This is a genomic window from Proteus hauseri, assembly GCF_040139125.1.
Taxonomy (GTDB): domain Bacteria; phylum Pseudomonadota; class Gammaproteobacteria; order Enterobacterales; family Enterobacteriaceae; genus Proteus; species Proteus hauseri_B.
On sequence record NZ_JBEEUB010000001.1, the window covers coordinates 31412 to 50679 of the forward strand.

Sequence of the window (19268 nt, forward strand, 5' to 3'; positions counted from 1 at the left end):
TTTGAAGGAAGTATTTGTATGAAATTTATGGAATGTGCTGTCCGGGATGTGATTCACGGGACTAATGTTCGTATTGTCAAACCTGCCAACATTTATGAATGTGAACTCAGGGACAATGTATTTGTCGGCCCCTTCGTTGAGATACAGAAAGGCTGTGTTATTGGCAGTGGAAGCCGGATACAGTCGCACACGTTTATCTGTGAAAACGTATCACTGGGTGAGAACTGCTTCATTGGTCATAACGTGACGTTTGCCAACGATCTGTTTCGGTCTGGTGCGCCGGACCCGTCACCTGATAACTGGATCACCATTTCCCTGGGGGATTCGGTTACTGTGGGCAGCGGAGCCACTATTCTGTCACCGTATATATGCAGCGGCTCCGTTATTGGTGCGGGTTCAGTTGTGGTGAAGCCGATTGAGATCAAAGGCATTTATGCAGGAAACCCGGCAAGGCTGATCAGAACATTATGACAGTAAAAATCCGCCTTTATAGAAGGCGGCATTGCTTTGGCGCCCCATAGGGGAATTTATTAAATAACCGTATTGCTGTTCTGCCCTTCAAATGACCCATCACTTCCGAGACGGATAGTTTCGGCAGGATCTTTACTAACAAATTGTACATGATCTAATTGAACATTTAGCTCTACAATATCAATGTGCAACTGTTCGCTTAATATCCTGAGCTGCCTATAAACCTCTTTTCCTACATTGTTCTTCAGTATTCGAAATCGGCATTTGGAGGTCCAAACTATATGGTATTGACAATGCTATAGCACATGCGATGCTTTTTCGAACCTACTCATGGTTAAATCCTTATCAGTTATGGGGATAACAGATTCGGATTTTCCCATGAGTAGCATTACTGGCAGAGCCAAAAAGCCGATAACCACGTCCATAGGACGTGGTATTCAGTTAGAAATGTAAAGGGCCGGAAACGGCCCTTTATATCAAAGATAGACCTGCGAGTATGGCAGGTGAACTGAAATGGTCTGCCGGGGATCGGTTTCCACCGCCGCCCGATATTCTGCGTCAGTAATATCACCTTTTTTCAGCAAATTACAGAGAGCTTCCTTTTCCAGCCCAGACAGTATCTGGATTCTGGCGATCCGAAAATCAAACAGGCTGTCCATTATACCCGGCTCCGGAACTGCGGGAGGATTGGCCAGATAGGCGGGTTTGACCACACTACTGATGATGTTCCAGTATCGGGAAAAGTCCCGGGCCGGATCAGGGAGAATACCCGCCTGCAGTCCGATCCGGATGGTTTCCAGCCAGCTGTCATAAAAGCGCTTAACATGAAGTGAAGCCATATGTTCAGCGCACCATTTGCGCATGGCGTCTTTTCCCGGAAGTGAGGACTTCCCGGAGAATACATTTATTACCCACTGGCTGATGACGTCAAAATAGGGAAACGCTGCCCCGAAACCAGCGGTATCCACCGGGGGATTAATAACGGCCAGAGAAGGAGCATCTGCCCAGAGAAAATGCTCATATAGCAGTGTCCTGTCAAATCCCGGAATGAACGAATAATCAGGCATTTCATAACCTGTACAGGTTATGATGACATCATATTTTTCCTGAGATGCGTCGACGAACTCAACATTTCCCTCTCTGGTGAAACGCTCTGCTTGGGGTTTAACTTTTATCAGCCCGGCGGCTACATTCGGTATAATTTTTTCGTTAACATGTACTGCGTTATTGTTTGCCATGAGGGGCAATAAACCGGATGCACGATAGGTCTGCATGTACTCAGGCATCAAGGTATCGAGATAACCGATAAAATCAGCATAACTCATGCGGCTCAGCAGACACCTGCCCAGATAGGAATGCATCATGTCATTCGGCCCTGTCAGGAATTGTCTTGGCAGATACAGTCCCATGTTTTTAACGGACAGACTCACGGTTTTGGCGAAGGGGACGAGGTCTGAGGCAATGTCAGCCCCACTGACTCCGCCGCCAATGACAAGGATATTCTTCCCTTCAAAGGTTTCCGGCTCCTGATATTCTCTCGACGTGATCAGCGTTCCGGAGAAGTTTTCCGTACCCGGCAGGACGGGTCGGCGGGGTTGCCAGAGTTCACCTGTTGCAATGATGACCCGGTCAAAAATCTCTTCCCGGTCATCACCTGCAAATATGCTGCGAATAACCCAGTGCCCGGCGGTTTTCCTGAGAGCAACCACTTATTTAAATGAAAATTGAGATTATCAATTAGCTTTCTTGTGGTCTATCGACCATTTTTCCAGAATGGAAATTTGCGATTCTTTTTTTGTCATTAGGTTTAGTTTGCTTATCTCACTAAAATAGCGCTTTATCTTTAATGATGAGCTATTTTTTATGATGAAATATATTATTTTTAGTTTCTGTATAGTGCTAATTTATCCATTAGGTGTTGATCTACATTTAACCGGGTTAACCGCTATTGCTGATGCTTTACAAGCAACAGAAGCTACTTTGCATATGGCATTTTCGATTTACCTTATTGGTATGGCATCAACAATGCTAATCGCTGGATGGTGTTCAGACAGCTTAGGACGTAAGCCTATTGCACTTTTAGGCACACTGATATTTATGCTGGCATCATTACAGTCTGGATTTTCGATAACGGAAAATAGTTTTTTAATCGCGCGTTTTTTCCAAGGTATTGGTGCCGGTTTTTGTTACGTTGTCACCTTTGCAATATTGAGAGATACATTAAAAGAACAACAAAGAGCAAAAATACTCTCAATGCTAAATGGAATAACCTGCATTGTTCCTGTATTAGCCCCGGTTCTTGGTTATTTAATTTTGCTGCGCTTTGAATGGCAAACGATGTTCTTTTTTATGGCGGGTTATGCCCTGCTTAATTTTGTATTTTGCCTTTTTGGTATTAAAGAAACAAAACAGAAGAAATGTACGAATAAAGGATCAGTTCCTGATTTAGTGGAAGGAAGCTTGGCTAATGAGTCGTTTTTAAATCCTTTATTTTTGAGTCGCCTGCTTATCTCTTGCTTAGGTATGGGGGTTATTCTTACATATGTGAATATCTCACCTATTGTTATTATGCAGAAAATGAACTACACAACAGGTCAATATTCTACATTGATGACGTTGCTCTCTATCGTAAGCATGACAACCTCATTTTTAATGCCCAAGATATTATCTAAATTTAGTTACTCTTCCATTTTGTATACTGGTTTAATGAGTTTTCTTTGTGCTGCCCTCTTTTTATTATTAGGATTAATACAACATAATTACTGGTTCTTTATCGCATTTGCTTTGTGTGGCGCTGGGTTTGCTCTGCTATTCGGTATTATAATGAGCCAAGCTCTTTCTCCGTTTAGCCAACGAGCTGGATTAGCGAGTTCCGTACTTGCTATCGCTCAGTTAAGTTTTGCTTCTTTATATATTTGGATTATGGGCTGGATAGAAATACCTGCAATTACAATGCTAATTGTTATTTTGCTAGCAAGCTCTATTATAGGTTTTATTCTATTACGCTTGTACGGTACTTCAAATAAATCCCAAGAGGTTGTTTGTGATGCATAAACCATTACATAAAATGGATTTAAACTTATTGGTGATCTTACAAATTCTTTTGCAAGAACGTAGTGTTACACTTACTGCTAAATGGTTATCTATTTCACCTTCAGCCGTGAGTAAAGCATTAGCTAAATTACGCGTTTGGTTTGATGATCCGTTATTTGTACGTAGCCCTCAGGGCTTAATTCCAACGCCATTAACATTAAGTATCGAAGAGTCTTTATCTGACTTTATTAATATTAGTCATCATATTACAGGTAAAAGTAATATTGATATTCCCCAAGGTCTTAGATTTCATTTAGTTATGGAATCGCCGTTACATCAAGTGATGTTGCCCCATTTTCCTCAGCAAATACTAAACCATTACCCTGGTTCAACGCTTCAAATTAGAAATTGGGAATATAATTCACTCGCCAGTATTATTGATGGCGATGTTGATATTGGGTTGGTTGGTAGAGAATATTATCCGCGCTCAAGGGAATTACTCGATTTATTACCTGATGTAATTGATTATGAAGTGTTATTTTCAGATACACCATTGGTTTATGTCCATAAAAATCATCCATTATTAAAAGAGACTTGGGATTTAGATACTTTTTTACGCTACCCTCATGTTAGTACGGAATATGATAAACGAAGCCATTGGGCATTAGATGATGTGTTAAGTGAGCATGGGCGTTTACGTAATATCGCGGTGACTTACACTTCTTTTGAACAATCTCTATTTATGGTGGCGCAATCAGGTCATCAATTAATTACTTGTGCGCCGGGTTATTGTTTGCACTATATCCGAAAGGCGTTACCTGATTTAATGACTCTTCCTATACCGTTACCTACAGCAGTATCTAGGCAGTTAGATTTACCTTTTATCCAGTTATGGCATAAAAGGCACTCACATAATGCGAAAATTTTATGGTTAAGAGAAACGATTAAAAATAGTGTTAATAAAATCGTAAAATAGCCATATTATCTGCAATAAAAAAGGTGCATTTCTGCACCTTTGCTTCATCTATAAAATAATTATTAACGTATTGTTTTACAGAACAAAAAATAATTATAGTCCATTTATATATCTATTTTTAGGATAAGAGAGCGTATAGTTTAATGGCAGCGTCTTCTCTTTTTTCGCTTGTAACTCTACATTCCATTTAATTTCGCCCGTCTCTTTGTCAAGAACACCCTCTTTATATTCTGCGTTGGTCACATTAATACTATTTTCTTGGCTTAATGGCAGTTGATCATAGACGGTTAATTTAATCGGCTTGTCATACATGTTTCTTATTTTGATTTGATAACTTTCTTTTAGCTCAATAGTTGAGCCAATAAAAATAGGTTCTTTTCTGGTTTTCTCACTATTTATACGGCTGATTTGAATGTTTTTATCGATGCCTAATGGAATATCTAACTGCTCTTTTAATTCTTCAGTATTAATATAAGCATTACCAACAAAATTATTCATATAATAGATATTGGCACTACCATTGAGTAAATTTAATGTGTTCCAATCTTTTACCCCAGCTTGTAAATAAACTTCTTCAGCTAATTTAGGCGTTGCTGAATATTGATAGTCGGCAGTGATATCTTTTTGATCAATAACCAGTGAGTTCGGTTTAGTGCTGTTCTTTAATGTATAAGGTAAGTCGATAGCATGACTTACATTAATACCATTGTTATCGGTCATCACATATTGGGCGACACCTTTATTTACTTTACCATCCAAAACATCTTCGTCTCGGTCTTGTCTCATCTCAGCCATCATTGGTGCAGGTGCTGCCATACTCTTACTTCTAAATTTTGCATTATCATTATAAAGTGATAAATACCAAGGTGTTAGTGTTGGTGATGTGATATTATCTGATGGATTTGTTGAGGTAAGAACCAGTTTAACTTTATCCCAGTTAATCCCTGTATTTTGAATAAGATCTGCTTTATATGTCAGGGTAATTGGTTTATCTAAACCTTGACTACGAATATCATAAGTCGGTGACCATCCTGCATCTGGCGTAATATAAGAGATACGCATTTTACTGGTTAAATTTTTTGTAGCGCCTAATGAAATAACAATTTGTGTTTTCTCTTGAGCAATAACAGGTGCATTAATCTCAATTTCTCTTTCTAGCTCTTGATATTTTTCAGTTAATTTGGCAATTTCATCACGTTCAAGACGTTGCTGATTTAAAATAGCTGCCATTTTTTGATGAATAAAATCAAGTTTTTGAGAAGATTGTTCTAAAGAGAGCGTATTTTGCTCGCCAAAAAAGTTTTTATCTTTTAATAATGTAAGTTGTTCATCACCAACATTAATATTGATATTAAGTTCTTCAATTTTTTTATTAATCTCTTTTTGCTGGTCCATTAGTGCAGTAATTGATGCTGGGTAAACGGGTGCAATAGGAATTTTTTTAACATTAACGGAGTTAATAATAACATCGTTACTGTCAAGATTAATTGCAAGGCTGCGTTGATTTATATTATTAGCGATATTGGATAATATCACTTCACTTTGCCCTGCCGATAAATTCAGTGTTACGCTATTTTCAATTTCAGCACCACGTAAAAATACGGTAGCTTGGTTAAGTTTCACATCTTGATAAACAATATTTTGTTCGTCTGCTGTTTTTTGTTCGTTAGCAATAGCACTAGATGCCGTGACAAAAGAGAGTAAAAAAAGTGATTGGGTTAATTTATTTGGCTTTATCATCGTTTATATTCCATCCATAGTAGATGTGGGGATTAATTATTGTTAACCTAAAAAATACCATTAAATAGTTTATTGAATAGTATTTCATCTTTCGCCAACTAGATAACAGAATAAACTTAAATATAAATAGTATTTTTCTATTTATACAATAAGTTATTGATCGTGATAGTATAAATTGAATCGAAGGATTTGTCTGAAACGAAAAAGCAGGATTAAGCATTAATATAAATATATTAAGCTATTTAAATATTTATCGGGTCACGGCTTAAATCTTTATTATTTTAAACTGTATCATACTCAAAATTAGACGGTTTGTTTTTACTAAAGAATAGCTTAGTGATAAAAAAGCGGGTGTAAGTTTTATTAACCCACCCGCTTAGTTTATTTATTAAAACCAAATATGGTTTTATTTAACTATTTCACCGCTTTCAATAACGGTTTTACGTACTTTATCAGAAAATTCTTGAGCTTCTTTAATAATGGTGTTTTCGTCTACCGTCAGCAATTTACGGTCTTGCATTAATATTGTGCCATCAACAATAGTATGACGAACATTGCCACCGTTAGCGCCATAAACTAATGCTGCATATGGGCTATACATTGGTACCATATTTGGCGCTTTAGTATCGACAACAATGATATCAGCCAGCTTACCAGATTCTAATGAGCCTAGTTTATCTTCCATATGTAGTACTTTAGCTGATCCCATCGTTGCGAGTTCAACAACGGTTAATGGTGGCATTGCAGCGCGATCTCTATTTTCTAGCTTATGAATTTTACCAACTAAATTGAGTTCATTCATAGTCGTCAATGTATTACTCGACATTGGACCATCGGTGCCTAAACCAACACGAACACCCTTTTCTAACATTGCCACTACGGGGGCTACACCTTTAGCTGATTTGGTATTTGCACTGATATTATGCGCTACGCCAACATCATATTTTTTTAGTAGTTCGATATCTTTCTCATCGACCATAATGGCATGAGCGGCAATCACTTTATTATTTAATGCACCAATATCTGCCATGTATTGCACTGGGCTTTTACCACCTGTACGTTTGGCAATTTCTTCCTTTTCACGGTCTGTTTCTGCTAAATGGATCATAACAGGAACATCGAGTTCAATAGATAACTTGGCAATTTTTTGTAGGTTTTCAGTGCTATTGGTATAAGGTGCATGAGGCGCAAAAGCAGGAGTTATTCGAGGGTGATCTTTATATTCTTTAATAAAGTTTACCGCGTACTGAATACCTTCTTCTGGAGTTTGTGCATCAGCGACTGGGAAATTAATAACAGATTCGCCTAATACAGCACGGTTCCCCATTTTATCCACCGTTTTTGCTACTTCATCTTCAAAATAATACATATCAACATAAGTGGTTACGCCGCCTTTCACCATTTCAATATTGGCTAAATTAGCGCCAACGCGAACCATTTCACGAGAGACCATCTTATTTTCTAATGGGAATATATAGCGATGAAGTCTATCTGGCACGTCATCGGCTAATGAACGAAATACGGTCATCGAGCCGTGAGTATGAGTATTAATAAGACCAGGCATAACAATATCGCCATCAACATCTAATACTTTATTGGCTTGGTACTCTTTAGCAAGTTCAGGACCACCAACCGCGATAATTTTATTTTCTTTTACGACGACGGTACCTTGCTCTATGATCTCATTTTGTTTGTTCATAGTAAGAACCGTACCATCGACTATCATCAAATCTGCCTGTTTGGCGGCATAACTAGAGAAAGAGACTGCCATAACAGCCAACGCAAGCATAGATTTAGAAAACGACATAATTACCTCTTGTCTTGATGGATAAATTTCTTGGGAAGTATAAATAAATTGATCGACTTTTGATATCAAATGCGCTTGAAGAAGATCACCAAATAAACAATTAATAAAAGTTATTATCACTGATATCATTTAAGTTATTGCAGTTATTTTTATTAATCAAGGAGCTGTTTAATGAATACCGCATTACAACCCGGTGAAAATAGAGCACTTAGTCAGAATAAAGGACAAGTCAAAGTAACTCATGCAATAGGTGAAAATCTTGATGTTAACCTGACCGCTTTCTTAATAACTGATTCAGGTAAGGTTATTGATGATAATGACATGGTTTTCTTTAATGCGCCTCAGCATCTATCCGGTGCAGCTTCTTTTATTCCGCCAATAACACAGGGAACGACAGTTACTCATAGTATTAATTTTGATTTGTCTCGTCTTCCTAGCAATATTACTAAAGTTGCAATTACGCTGACTCAAGATGGAAGTGCGGGTGGTTTTGCCGCAGTTAATCAATTACAAGCACAAGTCATCACTCAAAATGAGACACTAGCGCTAACTCCTAGCCTTTTTTCTCAAGAGACAGGCATTATTGTCTTAGAGCTTTATGTTAGAAATGAGCAAAATAAAGTACGTGCAGTATGGCAAGGATTTGCTTCAGGACTTGCAGGATTATGCAATCTTTATGGTATTGAAGTTGAAGAGCCAGCCCCTGTTGTTGCATCACCACCAACGCCCGTGAATATGCAAAAAAGTGTGGTGAAATTAACCAAACCAGATAGTAGCCATAGGGTGTCATTATTAAAAGGTAATGATGCGCCTAAGCGTATTTTAGTCAGTGCAACATGGATAGATAATGGGGATGGTAAGGATAACGATGACTTAGATCTTCGTGTGGGTATTTTGCGCCCTAATGGTCAAATGTCTATCATTCAAGCACCTGATAAAAGTGGTGCGTTTAATAGTGATCCTTTTGTCTTCCATACTGGTGATGTTGTTAGCGTGAGCCAAGAACAACCGGGTTGTGAAACCGTTGAAATTAACCCGGCTATTTCACAATTAATGGGCGGAAAAGTGGCATTAGTATGCAGTGTTTACTCTGCGGTTAGTAATGGCTGTGTTTCTGTGGCATCGCTAAAACCAACAATGCGTATGGAATATGGTAATCAAATTGTTGAATGTTCTTGTGAATACAAAAAAGGGTTCTTCAATAATATGATTTACACTTATGTCATTGGCATTATTGAAATTGATCTCGATAGCATTACATTAAAGCCGTCAGGAGTGACTTCTCGAGCAGGTAGTGAAGCAACACCTTGGTTAACACGAACGGGGAATGAGCTTAAATTAACGATGGATGGTCCTCATGTATTTAAAGGGAAAAAACCAAGTATTTTAGGTAGCAAACGTTATATATAAATGTGTCATAAAGTAGATATTTTCTACAGTTTATCCTAAAGAAAACGGGCAGTGATAAATATGCCCGTTTTTATTGCAGACGATGTGTATAGATATTTTTTTAAATTTTCTTTTTCTGCTGTAAAAACCATTTATCTAATTCATTAGCAAAAAGCTGGCGATCTCGTTGATTTAAGCTTGCTGGACCCCCAGTTTGAATACCACTGGCTCGCATTGTATCCATAAAATCACGCATAGTTAGACGTTCACGAATAGTTGCTTCACTATAACGTTCGCCTCGTGGATTAAGGGCAACAGCCCCCTTTTCTATGACTTCAGCCGCTAATGGTATATCGGCTGTAATGACTAAATCACCACTTTCAGCCCGACGTACAATTTCATTATCAGCAACATCAAACCCCGCAGGAACTTGTAATGTACGTAAAAAAGGCGATGCTGGTATGGTTAATCGTTGGTTCGCAACAAAAGTGACAATCATTTTTTCTCTATCTGCTGCGCGATATAACACTTCTTTTATCACTTTAGGACACGCATCAGCATCTACCCATATTGGCATAACAACTCTCTCTTGATTATTCTTTATTTAACATGACGTTTAATGCTTTTTAAAATAACACATTAATAAAAAATAAGTTATTTTAGCTTTGCTAAAGCACGTTTTTCTGATTGTTGATTAGCCCAAATACTGCCTAATATAATTGCCATCCCAATAAGTTGTAAGCTGCTTAATTGTTGTCCTAACAGTGCCCAACCTAAAATAACCGCGCTGAGTGGGCTTAAAAAGCCTAATGAAGCAACCGAGCTTGGTCCCAATAATGCTAATCCTCTAAACCAAAGAATATAAGTAATAGCACCGCCAATGAGTGTTAAATAGCTTAATCCAAGAAGATTAATAGTGGTTAATGAAGGTAATGCGGGCTCAAACCATAATGCCAAAGGTAACAACATTAATCCACCAGCGGTTAATTGCCATGCGGTAAAGGTGAGTGGTGTAACTGCGGGTTGCCAACGACGACTTAATACCGTGCCAGCTGCCATTGATAATGCACCACATAATCCTGCAATAATTCCGATAGGGTCAAGTGCAGCATCAGGAGTTAACAGAAGGATAGCAACACCGAAAATCCCACTTAATGCGGCAGAAATAGAGAGCCACGATAAACGACTTTGTAATAGCCAACGAGATAGAAAAAGTACAATTAATGGCTGAACCGCACCAACCGTTGCCGCAACACCACCGGGCAAGCGATAAGCTGAAATAAACAGCAGCCACCAAAATAGTGAGAAATTTAAAATACCCAAAATAGCAACCCGTAACCACCAAATACCTTGTGGCAGTTGCCTTATAATAATTAATAATAAAATTCCGGCAGGTAATGCACGTAGCGCAGCTAATGTCATTGGTACATTGGCGGGTAACATTTCAGTCGTAACAATATAAGTACTTCCCCACACAATGGGGGCTAGTGCCGTAAGAAAAAGGGTCATATATCGATTCATATATTTACTCAGGTAATTTGACTGCGGTTATTTATCTTGAGGTCAAGATAAAATGATAATACCTTGACGTCAAGATAAATAATTGCCATGATGAATGCATGGATAGAATCGATAGAATTACACAGCAATGGCAACGTGAAAGGCCTGATCTTGATGTTAGTCCTATGGGATTAATTGGTCGATTAGGTAATATCACCCTGCACCTTTCTCGTGAAATGGAGAAAGTCTTTAACCAATTTGGTTTAAATGGCTCTAGTTTTGATGTAATGGCAACATTACGTCGAGCCGGAGAGCCTTATACCTTATCCCCTGGCGAAATGTTATCTACCTTAATGGTGACATCTGGCACGATGACAAATCGTATTGACCAATTAGAAAAAGCAGGATGGGTAATTCGTAAAGTTAATCCTGAAGATGGACGTAGTTTTCTCGTTTCTTTAACGCCTGAAGGGCTTGAATTAATTAATCGGGTTATTGAAGCCCATGTAGAAAACCAAAAACGTTTAGTTGAAGGGTTATCCATTCAAGAGCAACAAACGTTGAATCAGTTGCTTAACGTTTTTCTGACTTCTTTAGAATAGTGGTTAATATCAACCTCTATTGCTATATCGCTATTCTCAATAGGCTTCTCTCTTTATTTAAATTTATAAACTAGTGTTAGTTAAGATAAAGATAAGCATAACAAGCACCTAGTTGTTTTTACTTACCCTGATCCCCTTTTTTGCTTAAAAACCCTCTTTTTTGTGCCATTTCTGTTTGTTTAATCAACTATTCTGCATAAGATCACGTTTTTACTTTGATCTACATCAAAGATGCATTCTGTTTACCATTTTCTGGTTGATGAATACCAAAAGTTAAATTATAAAGCGAATGATAATAATTATTGATCTCATTAGGATTCGCAATAATGCGCACTCAAACTAAATCTTGCTTGGTGTTATCTACACTCACTCTTGTGTTATCTCAATATGCAATGGCTAATTCTGCCCCTGCTCCTACAGAAAAGACGATGGTTGTTACAACAACACGTAGTGCAGCTTCATTATGGAATAGCCCAGCAACCATTCAAGTTATTGATAAAGAAAGTTTAATTAGTTCGACCTCATCTTCTATTGCCGATCAGCTACGTGATATTCCCGGTATCGAGGTAACAGATAATAGTTTGGCTGGTCGTAAACAGGTTCGTATTCGAGGAGAGTCTTCTTCTCGTGTGTTACTGCTAGTGGATGGACAAGAAGTGACTTACCAACGTGGTGGGCAAAATTATGGTGCAGGTATTTTGATTGATGAATCTGCATTAGAGCGTATTGAAGTGGTTAAAGGCCCCTATTCTGTTCTTTATGGCTCGCAAGCTATTGGTGGTGTGGTGAATTTAATTACTCAAAAAGGTGGCGATAAGCCCTTTGGCGGTAATGTTAAGGTGGTTTATGATTCCGCAACAATGGGCTGGCGTGAATCGGCATTAATTTCTGGTTCTGTGGGTGATTTTGAATATCGCCTAAATGGAAGTTACGCGGACCATGGTGATCGTGATACGCCAGATGGTCGTTTAGCTAATACGCATTTTAGCAATAACGGTCAAGGTGCATGGCTAGGTTATCGATTAGATAAACATAAATTTGGTTTGTCTCTTGATCGCTATAAGTTAAGTACACAATCTTATTATGCAGATGAAGGTCAATTTCAAGAGTTTAGTGTAAAAGTGCCTAAGCTTGAACGTGAAAAAGTGGGTCTATTCTATGATTATGATGTAGATGCTGATTATTTCAAAAAGCTGCATATCGATGCGTATACGCAACAAATTGAACGTCAATTTGAAAACAGAGTTGGTGTAGTTACGCCAACGGGCAGTCCAATGATTGGCAACTTGACCGTAAAAAATCGTACTCAATCTGAAGATACCCAAAACACTTATGGTGTTACTGTTCAAACCAATTTTACTTTGCCTGCCAATAATGAGTTGATCCTTGGTGCGCAATATCAGCAAGATAAAGTAAAGCAGACCTCTGTTGGTCAAACATCATCAAATAGCACCACCGGTTTTCCTCCTGCGGTTAATTATGACAAACAATCGCTATTGCATAATCGTAGTAAACAAACCAATGGTTCTCTTTTTGCTCAAAACGATTGGAAAATGGCAGATAACTGGTCATGGGCATTGGGTGCTAGGCAATATTGGTTGAAATCAGAGTTACAAGATGGTGATGAAACAGTAGACCACAGCAAAACAGGTATGAGTCATAAGATATTAGCCTCTGACTCTGTGAGAGATAGTGCATTTATTGTGTCATCCAGTGTGCGTTATTCTGGTTTTCAAGATACAGAGTTACGTCTCGCATTTGCTCAAGGTTATGTTTTCCCTACCCTTGTTCAGCAATTTATGAACACCACCGCAGGCGGTGCTGTCACTTATGGTAATCGAGACCTTGAGGCTGAACACTCTAATAATGTGGAATTTGGTGCCCGTTATAAAGGGAATAATTGGTATATTGATAGTGCCCTTTATTATTCAGAAGCTAAAAATTACATCACTTCAATTGCTTGTGCTGGTGAACGTATTTGCGAAGGTAATAGTAAAACGGGTCGAGCGGATTATTTCTATTATGACAATATTGATCGAGCCAAAACCTATGGCATGGAAGTCATGGCGCAATATCAAGGATGGTCAGTTACACCTTATATTTCCGCCAATATTATGCGTCGTCAGTTTATTAATCCAACGATAAAAACGTGGAATACAGGTGAGCCGGTTATAACTACTCGTGTGGGCGCTAAACATTTATTGATGTTTGAAAATATGAATCTAATATCTGATTTATATTTAAGAGCAGCAACACATGCCAAAGATGAAAGTAATGGTGACAACAAACAGCAATATGCTGGTTGGGCAACAGTTAACCTCGCTTTAAGCAGTGAGTTTGGTGAAAAAGATCAATATCGTATTAACGTTGATTTAAATAATATTCTGAATAAACGTTATCAAACGGCTCATGAATCTATTCCTGAAGCAGGCTTAAATGCTGCAGTTGGTCTGACATGGGTATTTTAATTATGAGAAAAATATTAATTACCTGTGTCCTCTGTTTTTTACCCTTTAATTTAATGGCAAAAGATAATGGAAAAAATGAGCGCTGGGTGGTTGCTGGCGGCTCTATTAGCGAATTAATTTATGCTATGAATGCTGGTGATAAAATTGTCGGTGTTGATGAAACCACATCTTATCCAGAACAGACCAAATCCCTACCTCATATTGGTTACTGGAAACAACTTAGTACTGAGGGTATTTTGTCATTACGCCCGACGACCTTTGTTACATGGGATGATGCTGAGCCTAAAATGGTATTGCGCCAATTAGCACAGCATAAGGTCAATGTTATTTCACTCCCCCGTACACCAGCCACGTTTGAACTAATGCTGGAAAATATTCGCACACTTTCGATTTCTCTTGATACACAAACCGAAGCAGAGGCATTAATTGCCGCATTGCAAACACGTTTGGCACTAGTTGCTGAAAAAAATCAGCAAATAAAGCAGCCTGTTAAAGTGATGTTTTTTCTCTCACCCGGTGGCGGTATTCCGCAAGTTGCAGGTAAAACCAGTGTTGCTGATGCTATTTTGACTCTAGCTGGTGGTAATAACATTGCAACGCATGAGAACTATCGTATTTATAGTGCTGAGGCGATTATTGCCGCAGATCCTGAAGTGATTGTTATCACAACACAGAGCCAAGAGAACCATACGGGTAATCTACGTTCTACCAATGGATTAGCCTCTGTTCCCGGTGTTTCAATGACTCAAGCGTGGAAAAATCAACGTATTATCGAAATCGATCAATCGCTTATTTTAGGAATGGGACCTCGTATTGTGGATGGCGTTGAATTATTGCATCAGCAGTTTTATCCATCAGCCTCAAATAACAACAAAAATAGTGCCAAGTAAGGCAGGAATGACTTAATGAAAGCAAATGTAGTTACACAGTCGATAATATCGTCTACAGAGATTGATTTTACGCCTCACTTTGCACTTGATGGTGATCCACCTTTTCGTGATCGTCACGCTACCATGCCATGGCGAGGCTCTGCACCTATTGCTAAAGAAGCCCAACAGTCGACTTGGCAAGCGTTGTTAAATAGTAAAACCCCCGCTTGTAAGCGATTGTTATATATTCATATTCCTTTTTGTGCAACGCATTGTACTTTCTGTGGCTTTTATCAGAACAATTATTATGAAGAAGCTTGTGCGCGCTATACTGACGCATTACTACGTGAGATATCAGCGGAAGCAGACAGCTTACTTTATCAATCAGCGCCTATACATGCGGTTTATTTTGGCGGTGGGACGCCTTCGGCTTTATCCGCAAAAGATCTATTTCGGGTCATTACTCATTTACGCCAATCACTCCCTTTAGCCCCGGATTGTGAAATTACCATCGAAGGTCGCGTATTAAATTTTGATGATAATCGTATCGATGCTTGTTTAGATGCTGGTGCAAATCGATTTTCTATTGGTATTCAAACCTTTAATAGCAAAATTCGTAAACGTATGGCGCGTACTTCAACGGGTACCGAAGCTATTACGTTTATGAAAGCACTATGCCAACGTGATAGAGCCGCGGTTGTCTGTGATCTACTGTTTGGCTTACCAAATCAAGATGCAGCCAATTGGGCTGAAGATCTAGCAATTGCTAATGATATTGGGTTAGATGGCGTCGATCTTTATGCTCTTAATTTATTGCCCAATACCCCATTAGGTAAAGCAGTTGAAAATCAACGAATAACAGTACCATCACCAATACAAAGGCGTGATCTTTACCTTCAAGGCTGCGACTTTATGGATAACATGGGTTGGCATCAAATCAGTAATAGCCACTGGGCAAGAACAACTCGTGAGCGCAATTTATATAATTTATTAATCAAACAAGGTGCGGATTGTCTTGCGTTTGGTTCAGGTGCGGGTGGTTCGGTCAACGGTTATTCATGGATGATAGATCGCACCCTTGATAGCTATTATCAGAAAATTTCAGCTAACCAAAAACCACTGATGATGATGAGCAAAACCACGGATAGCGGTTTTCGCTGGCGTCATGAGCTACAAGCCGGTATTGAATGTGGACGCGTTGATTTAGCAAAACTCAGCCCACAGGCAACGCTGCTCTCTCCGTTATTAAGTCAGTGGTATCAAGCGGGTCTTGTTGAAGATGACTTTCTTTGCATGAAACTAACCAATGAAGGTCGATTTTGGGCAAGTAATTTACTGACGTCATTACAGCAACTTATTTTGCAATTAAACACACCTCGTTAGTGTGTTAACGGTTTAATTACGATAAAAACTGACTAAATAAAAATGGAAATAATAACCATGAATACTGAATTACAACAATTTTTAATCACTGAACCTGATGGAACCTTAGAAACTATAGCTAAGCAGTTTAATACTACGTTATTAGAGGTTGTGAGACATTTACCATTACGCGCAGTGATGAGTGGCGCACAATTCGATACGCTATGGGATAATGTTATGCAATGGGGAAATGTGACAACATTGGTACATACACAAGACGTTATTTTAGAGTTTAGTGGTGAATTACCAAGTGGTTTTCATCGTCATGGTTATTTTAATTTACGCGGCAAAAAAGGCATGACTGGGCATATTAAAGCCGAAAACTGCCAACATATTGCGATGGTTGAACGCAAATTTATGGGAATGGATACGGCATCTATTCTGTTTTTCAATCAAGAAGGCATCGCCATGTTTAAGATTTTCTTAGGACGAGATGAACACAAACAACTACTACCAGAACAATTATCTGCTTTTCGTCAGTTAGCAAAACAATTAAACGAGGAGTAACTGAGCGTGAAAACATGGGCTATTTTTGGTGCTGGTGGTCAAGGTGTTGGTTCTCATATTGCTGATATTGCTATTGAACAGCAACGCCCTATTGTCGCTTTAGTTCGCAATGCGGATGCTGCACAGCGGTTAACTGATATTGGTATTAAAACGGTTATTGGTGATGCAACCGATAGTAATGCGGTGCAACAGCTGTTAAGTCTGGCAACTAATGAGGCAGATATCATTTCAACCATGGGTGGTGAGAATGATTACTTAGCCCATAGAACGCTGATTGATACCGCAGAAAAGATGGGTTTTCAGCGTATGCTGATGGTCTCTTCTTTAGGGTGTGGTGATAGCTGGGGTGCATTATCTGATCGTGCAAAAGCAGCATTTGGTCAGGCGGTAAGAGAAAAATCTCTTGCCGAAGTATGGTTACAAACAAGCCACTTTGATTATGCCATTGTAAGACCGGGTGGCTTACTTAATGGTGAGGAAACAGGAAAGGCACAGCTTTATCAATATGAAGAGACTCATGGCTTGGTGAATAGACGTGATGTCGCTAGATTAGTTGCACAATTATTAGAATCTGAACTATTAAATGACCAAGTCTATTCTGTTGTTGAACCCAATTTAGCGCCGCCTAAGAAGTAACATTTTTATCTTACTGATATCACGCTAATAGTATGGAAAAGAGATAACTTATGTCGGTTATCTCTTTTTTCTTACTCTGATTTATTATTTACACTCACTTTATGATAGGTTTTTATCTCACAACGCATTTCCTATTAAGTCATTTATCACTTTACTGTCTTAATGGGGGTAACTTGTGGCATAATGCCGCCCCATTACCTTTTGTCATTCACTAATAATGAGTATTCGTCTTGTTAATCAGCAATAATATCACTATGCAGTTTGGCTCTAAGCCACTGTTTGAAAACATTTCTGTCAAATTTGGTGGCGGAAACCGCTATGGTTTAATCGGTGCTAACGGCAGCGGCAAATCAACCTTTATGAAAATTCTTGGTGGTGATTTAGTACCAAGTAGCGGTAACGTATTTCTCGATCCTAATGAGCGCCTTGGTAAACTAAAACAGGACCAATTTGCTTATGAAGAGTTCACGGTACTTGATACTGTGATTATGGGACACACTGAACTTTGGGAAGTTAAGCAAGAGCGTGAGCGCATCTATAACTTACCTGAAATGAGTGAAGAAGATGGTTTACGTGTCGCTGATCTTGAAGTTAAATTCGGCGAAATGGACGGGTATACGGTTGAATCACGCGCAGGTGAATTACTGTTAAATGTGGGTATTCCACTAGAACAGCATAATGGTCCTATGAGTGAAGTTGCTCCAGGTTGGAAATTGCGTGTGTTATTGGCTCAAGCCCTGTTTGCTGATCCAGATATTCTGTTACTTGATGAACCAACCAACAACTTGGATATTGATACCATTCGTTGGCTTGAACAAACATTGAATGAACGCAACAGTACTATGATCATTATTTCCCATGACCGTCACTTCCTTAATATGGTGTGTACGCATATGGCTGACCTTGATTACGGTGCATTAGCTGTTCATCCGGGTAATTATGATGAATATATGTTTGCTGCGACTCAAGCGCGTGAACGTTTATTAGCGGATAATGCAAAGAAAAAAGCGCAGATTAACGAGTTACAATCTTTTGTTAGTCGCTTTAGTGCAAACGCCTCTAAATCGCGTCAGGCGACTTCTCGTGCAAAACAAATTGAAAAAATTCAATTAGCTGAAGTTAAAGCTTCTAGCCGTCAAAATCCATTTATTCGCTTTGATCAAGATAAAAAATTATTCCGTAATGCGCTTGAAGTGGAAAATATATCTAAAGGTTATGACGGCGATGCACCACTGTTTAAAAACGTCAATATGATGCTTGAAGTAGGCGAGAAAGTTGCCATTTTAGGTAATAACGGCGTGGGTAAATCAACATTAATCAAAACATTAGTGGGTGAATTAACGCCTGATACAGGCCGTTTAAAATGGTCTGAAAACTCAAATATTGGTTATTACGCGCAGGATCACGCTTCTGATTTTGAAGTGGATATGACGGTATTTGATTGGATGAGTTTATGGATGAGACCAGAAGATGACGAACAAGCCGTTCGTAGTGTTTTAGGTCGTTTACTCTTTTCTCAAGATGATCTTAAAAAATCAGTCCAAGTATTATCTGGTGGTGAAAAAGGTAGAATGTTATTTGGTAAGCTAATGATGCAAAAGCCAAACATTTTAATTATGGATGAACCAACCAACCACTTAGATATGGAATCGATTGAATCACTCAATATGGCATTAGAGCTATATCAAGGCACATTGGTCTTTGTTTCACATGACCGTGAATTTGTCAGTTCACTGGCAAACCGTATTATCGAAATCACACCTGAAAAAGTGACTAATTTCCAAGGAACTTATGATGAGTTCTTAGCGAAAAAAGGCGTTGAGAGCTAGGATGTTCTAGATTAACTAA

16 protein-coding genes and 1 pseudogene are annotated in these 19268 nt (G+C 38.7%); 11 read left to right on the forward strand and 6 right to left on the reverse strand.

What is annotated here, in order from left to right; genetic code table 11:
- The first annotated feature begins 18 nt into the window (after positions 1-18).
- Positions 19-471, forward strand: coding sequence for an acyltransferase (locus ABN099_RS00170; RefSeq protein WP_349461651.1), 453 nt, complete (start codon positions 19-21; stop codon positions 469-471).
- 46 nt (positions 472-517) lie between these two features.
- On the opposite strand, the pseudogene tnpA reads toward ABN099_RS00170, so the two are convergent.
- Together tnpA and ABN099_RS00180 are read right to left on the reverse strand one after the other, a co-directional pair.
- Positions 518-752 (reverse strand): annotated as a pseudogene (tnpA, locus tag ABN099_RS00175) (IS200/IS605 family transposase); the annotation flags it as partial.
- A gap of 195 nt (positions 753-947) precedes the next feature.
- Entirely contained in the window at positions 948-2180 is a 1233-nt protein-coding gene (locus tag ABN099_RS00180) for an FAD-dependent oxidoreductase (protein WP_349461652.1), read from the reverse strand.
- A gap of 154 nt (positions 2181-2334) precedes the next feature.
- On the opposite strand from ABN099_RS00180, the gene ABN099_RS00185 reads away from it, so the two are divergent.
- Both ABN099_RS00185 and yidZ read left to right on the forward strand, forming a co-directional pair.
- A complete protein-coding gene (locus ABN099_RS00185) occupies positions 2335-3525 on the forward strand; it encodes an MFS transporter (protein WP_349461653.1) in 1191 nt (396 codons plus the stop codon).
- Complete coding sequence (yidZ, locus tag ABN099_RS00190; RefSeq protein ID WP_349461654.1) at positions 3518-4480, forward strand: HTH-type transcriptional regulator YidZ; 963 nt, start codon at positions 3518-3520, stop codon at positions 4478-4480. The genes ABN099_RS00185 and yidZ overlap by 8 nt, the downstream gene beginning before the upstream one ends.
- Positions 4481-4573: 93 nt before the next feature.
- On the opposite strand, the gene ABN099_RS00195 is transcribed toward yidZ, so the two are convergent.
- Both ABN099_RS00195 and ABN099_RS00200 read right to left on the reverse strand, forming a co-directional pair.
- On the reverse strand, positions 4574-6220 hold the full coding sequence (locus tag ABN099_RS00195) for a DUF4139 domain-containing protein (RefSeq protein ID WP_349461655.1): 1647 nt from the start codon (positions 6218-6220) through the stop codon (positions 4574-4576).
- A gap of 406 nt (positions 6221-6626) precedes the next feature.
- Positions 6627-8027 carry an amidohydrolase gene (locus ABN099_RS00200; protein WP_349461656.1) on the reverse strand — a complete coding sequence of 467 codons (1401 nt, stop codon included), beginning with the start codon at positions 8025-8027 and terminating at the stop codon, positions 6627-6629.
- 171 nt (positions 8028-8198) lie between these two features.
- Here ABN099_RS00200 and ABN099_RS00205 point away from each other — a divergent pair, with 171 nt between their 5' ends.
- Positions 8199-9437 carry a TerD family protein gene (locus tag ABN099_RS00205; RefSeq protein ID WP_349461657.1) on the forward strand — a complete coding sequence of 413 codons (1239 nt, stop codon included), beginning with the start codon at positions 8199-8201 and terminating at the stop codon, positions 9435-9437.
- Positions 9438-9537: 100 nt separating this feature from the next.
- Here the strand turns inward: ABN099_RS00205 and ABN099_RS00210 are convergent, their stop codons facing one another.
- Both ABN099_RS00210 and ABN099_RS00215 read right to left on the reverse strand, forming a co-directional pair.
- The gene (locus ABN099_RS00210; protein WP_349461658.1) at positions 9538-9993 is read right to left on the reverse strand and encodes a YaiI/YqxD family protein; all 456 of its coding nucleotides are present in this window, start codon (positions 9991-9993) and stop codon (positions 9538-9540) included.
- A 77-nt stretch (positions 9994-10070) separates the two neighbouring features.
- Positions 10071-10937 carry an EamA family transporter gene (locus ABN099_RS00215; protein WP_349461659.1) on the reverse strand — a complete coding sequence of 289 codons (867 nt, stop codon included), beginning with the start codon at positions 10935-10937 and terminating at the stop codon, positions 10071-10073.
- 98 nt (positions 10938-11035) lie between these two features.
- On the opposite strand from ABN099_RS00215, the gene ABN099_RS00220 reads away from it, so the two are divergent.
- The 7 genes from ABN099_RS00220 (at position 11036) to ABN099_RS00250 (ending at position 19249) form a co-directional block, all read left to right on the forward strand.
- Positions 11036-11518: a MarR family winged helix-turn-helix transcriptional regulator gene (locus ABN099_RS00220; RefSeq protein ID WP_349461660.1), complete on the forward strand. Its 483-nt coding sequence runs from the start codon at positions 11036-11038 to the stop codon at positions 11516-11518.
- A gap of 326 nt (positions 11519-11844) precedes the next feature.
- Positions 11845-13986, forward strand: a complete 2142-nt coding sequence (locus ABN099_RS00225; protein ID WP_349461661.1) for a TonB-dependent receptor plug domain-containing protein — start codon at positions 11845-11847, stop codon at positions 13984-13986.
- A gap of 53 nt (positions 13987-14039) precedes the next feature.
- Positions 14040-14876, forward strand: a complete 837-nt coding sequence (locus ABN099_RS00230; protein ID WP_349462224.1) for a heme/hemin ABC transporter substrate-binding protein — start codon at positions 14040-14042, stop codon at positions 14874-14876.
- A 15-nt stretch (positions 14877-14891) separates the two neighbouring features.
- Positions 14892-16238, forward strand: coding sequence for a heme anaerobic degradation radical SAM methyltransferase ChuW/HutW (hutW, locus tag ABN099_RS00235; RefSeq protein WP_349461662.1), 1347 nt, complete (start codon positions 14892-14894; stop codon positions 16236-16238).
- A gap of 57 nt (positions 16239-16295) precedes the next feature.
- Positions 16296-16784 (forward strand): heme utilization cystosolic carrier protein HutX, encoded by a 489-nt coding sequence (gene hutX / locus ABN099_RS00240; RefSeq protein WP_349461663.1) that lies wholly within the window; start codon positions 16296-16298, stop codon positions 16782-16784.
- A 6-nt stretch (positions 16785-16790) separates the two neighbouring features.
- The gene (locus tag ABN099_RS00245) at positions 16791-17420 is read left to right on the forward strand and encodes an NAD(P)H-binding protein (protein WP_349461664.1); all 630 of its coding nucleotides are present in this window, start codon (positions 16791-16793) and stop codon (positions 17418-17420) included.
- A 230-nt stretch (positions 17421-17650) separates the two neighbouring features.
- Positions 17651-19249, forward strand: a complete 1599-nt coding sequence (locus ABN099_RS00250) for an ABC-F family ATPase (protein WP_349461665.1) — start codon at positions 17651-17653, stop codon at positions 19247-19249.
- The last annotated feature ends 19 nt before the right edge of the window (positions 19250-19268 follow it).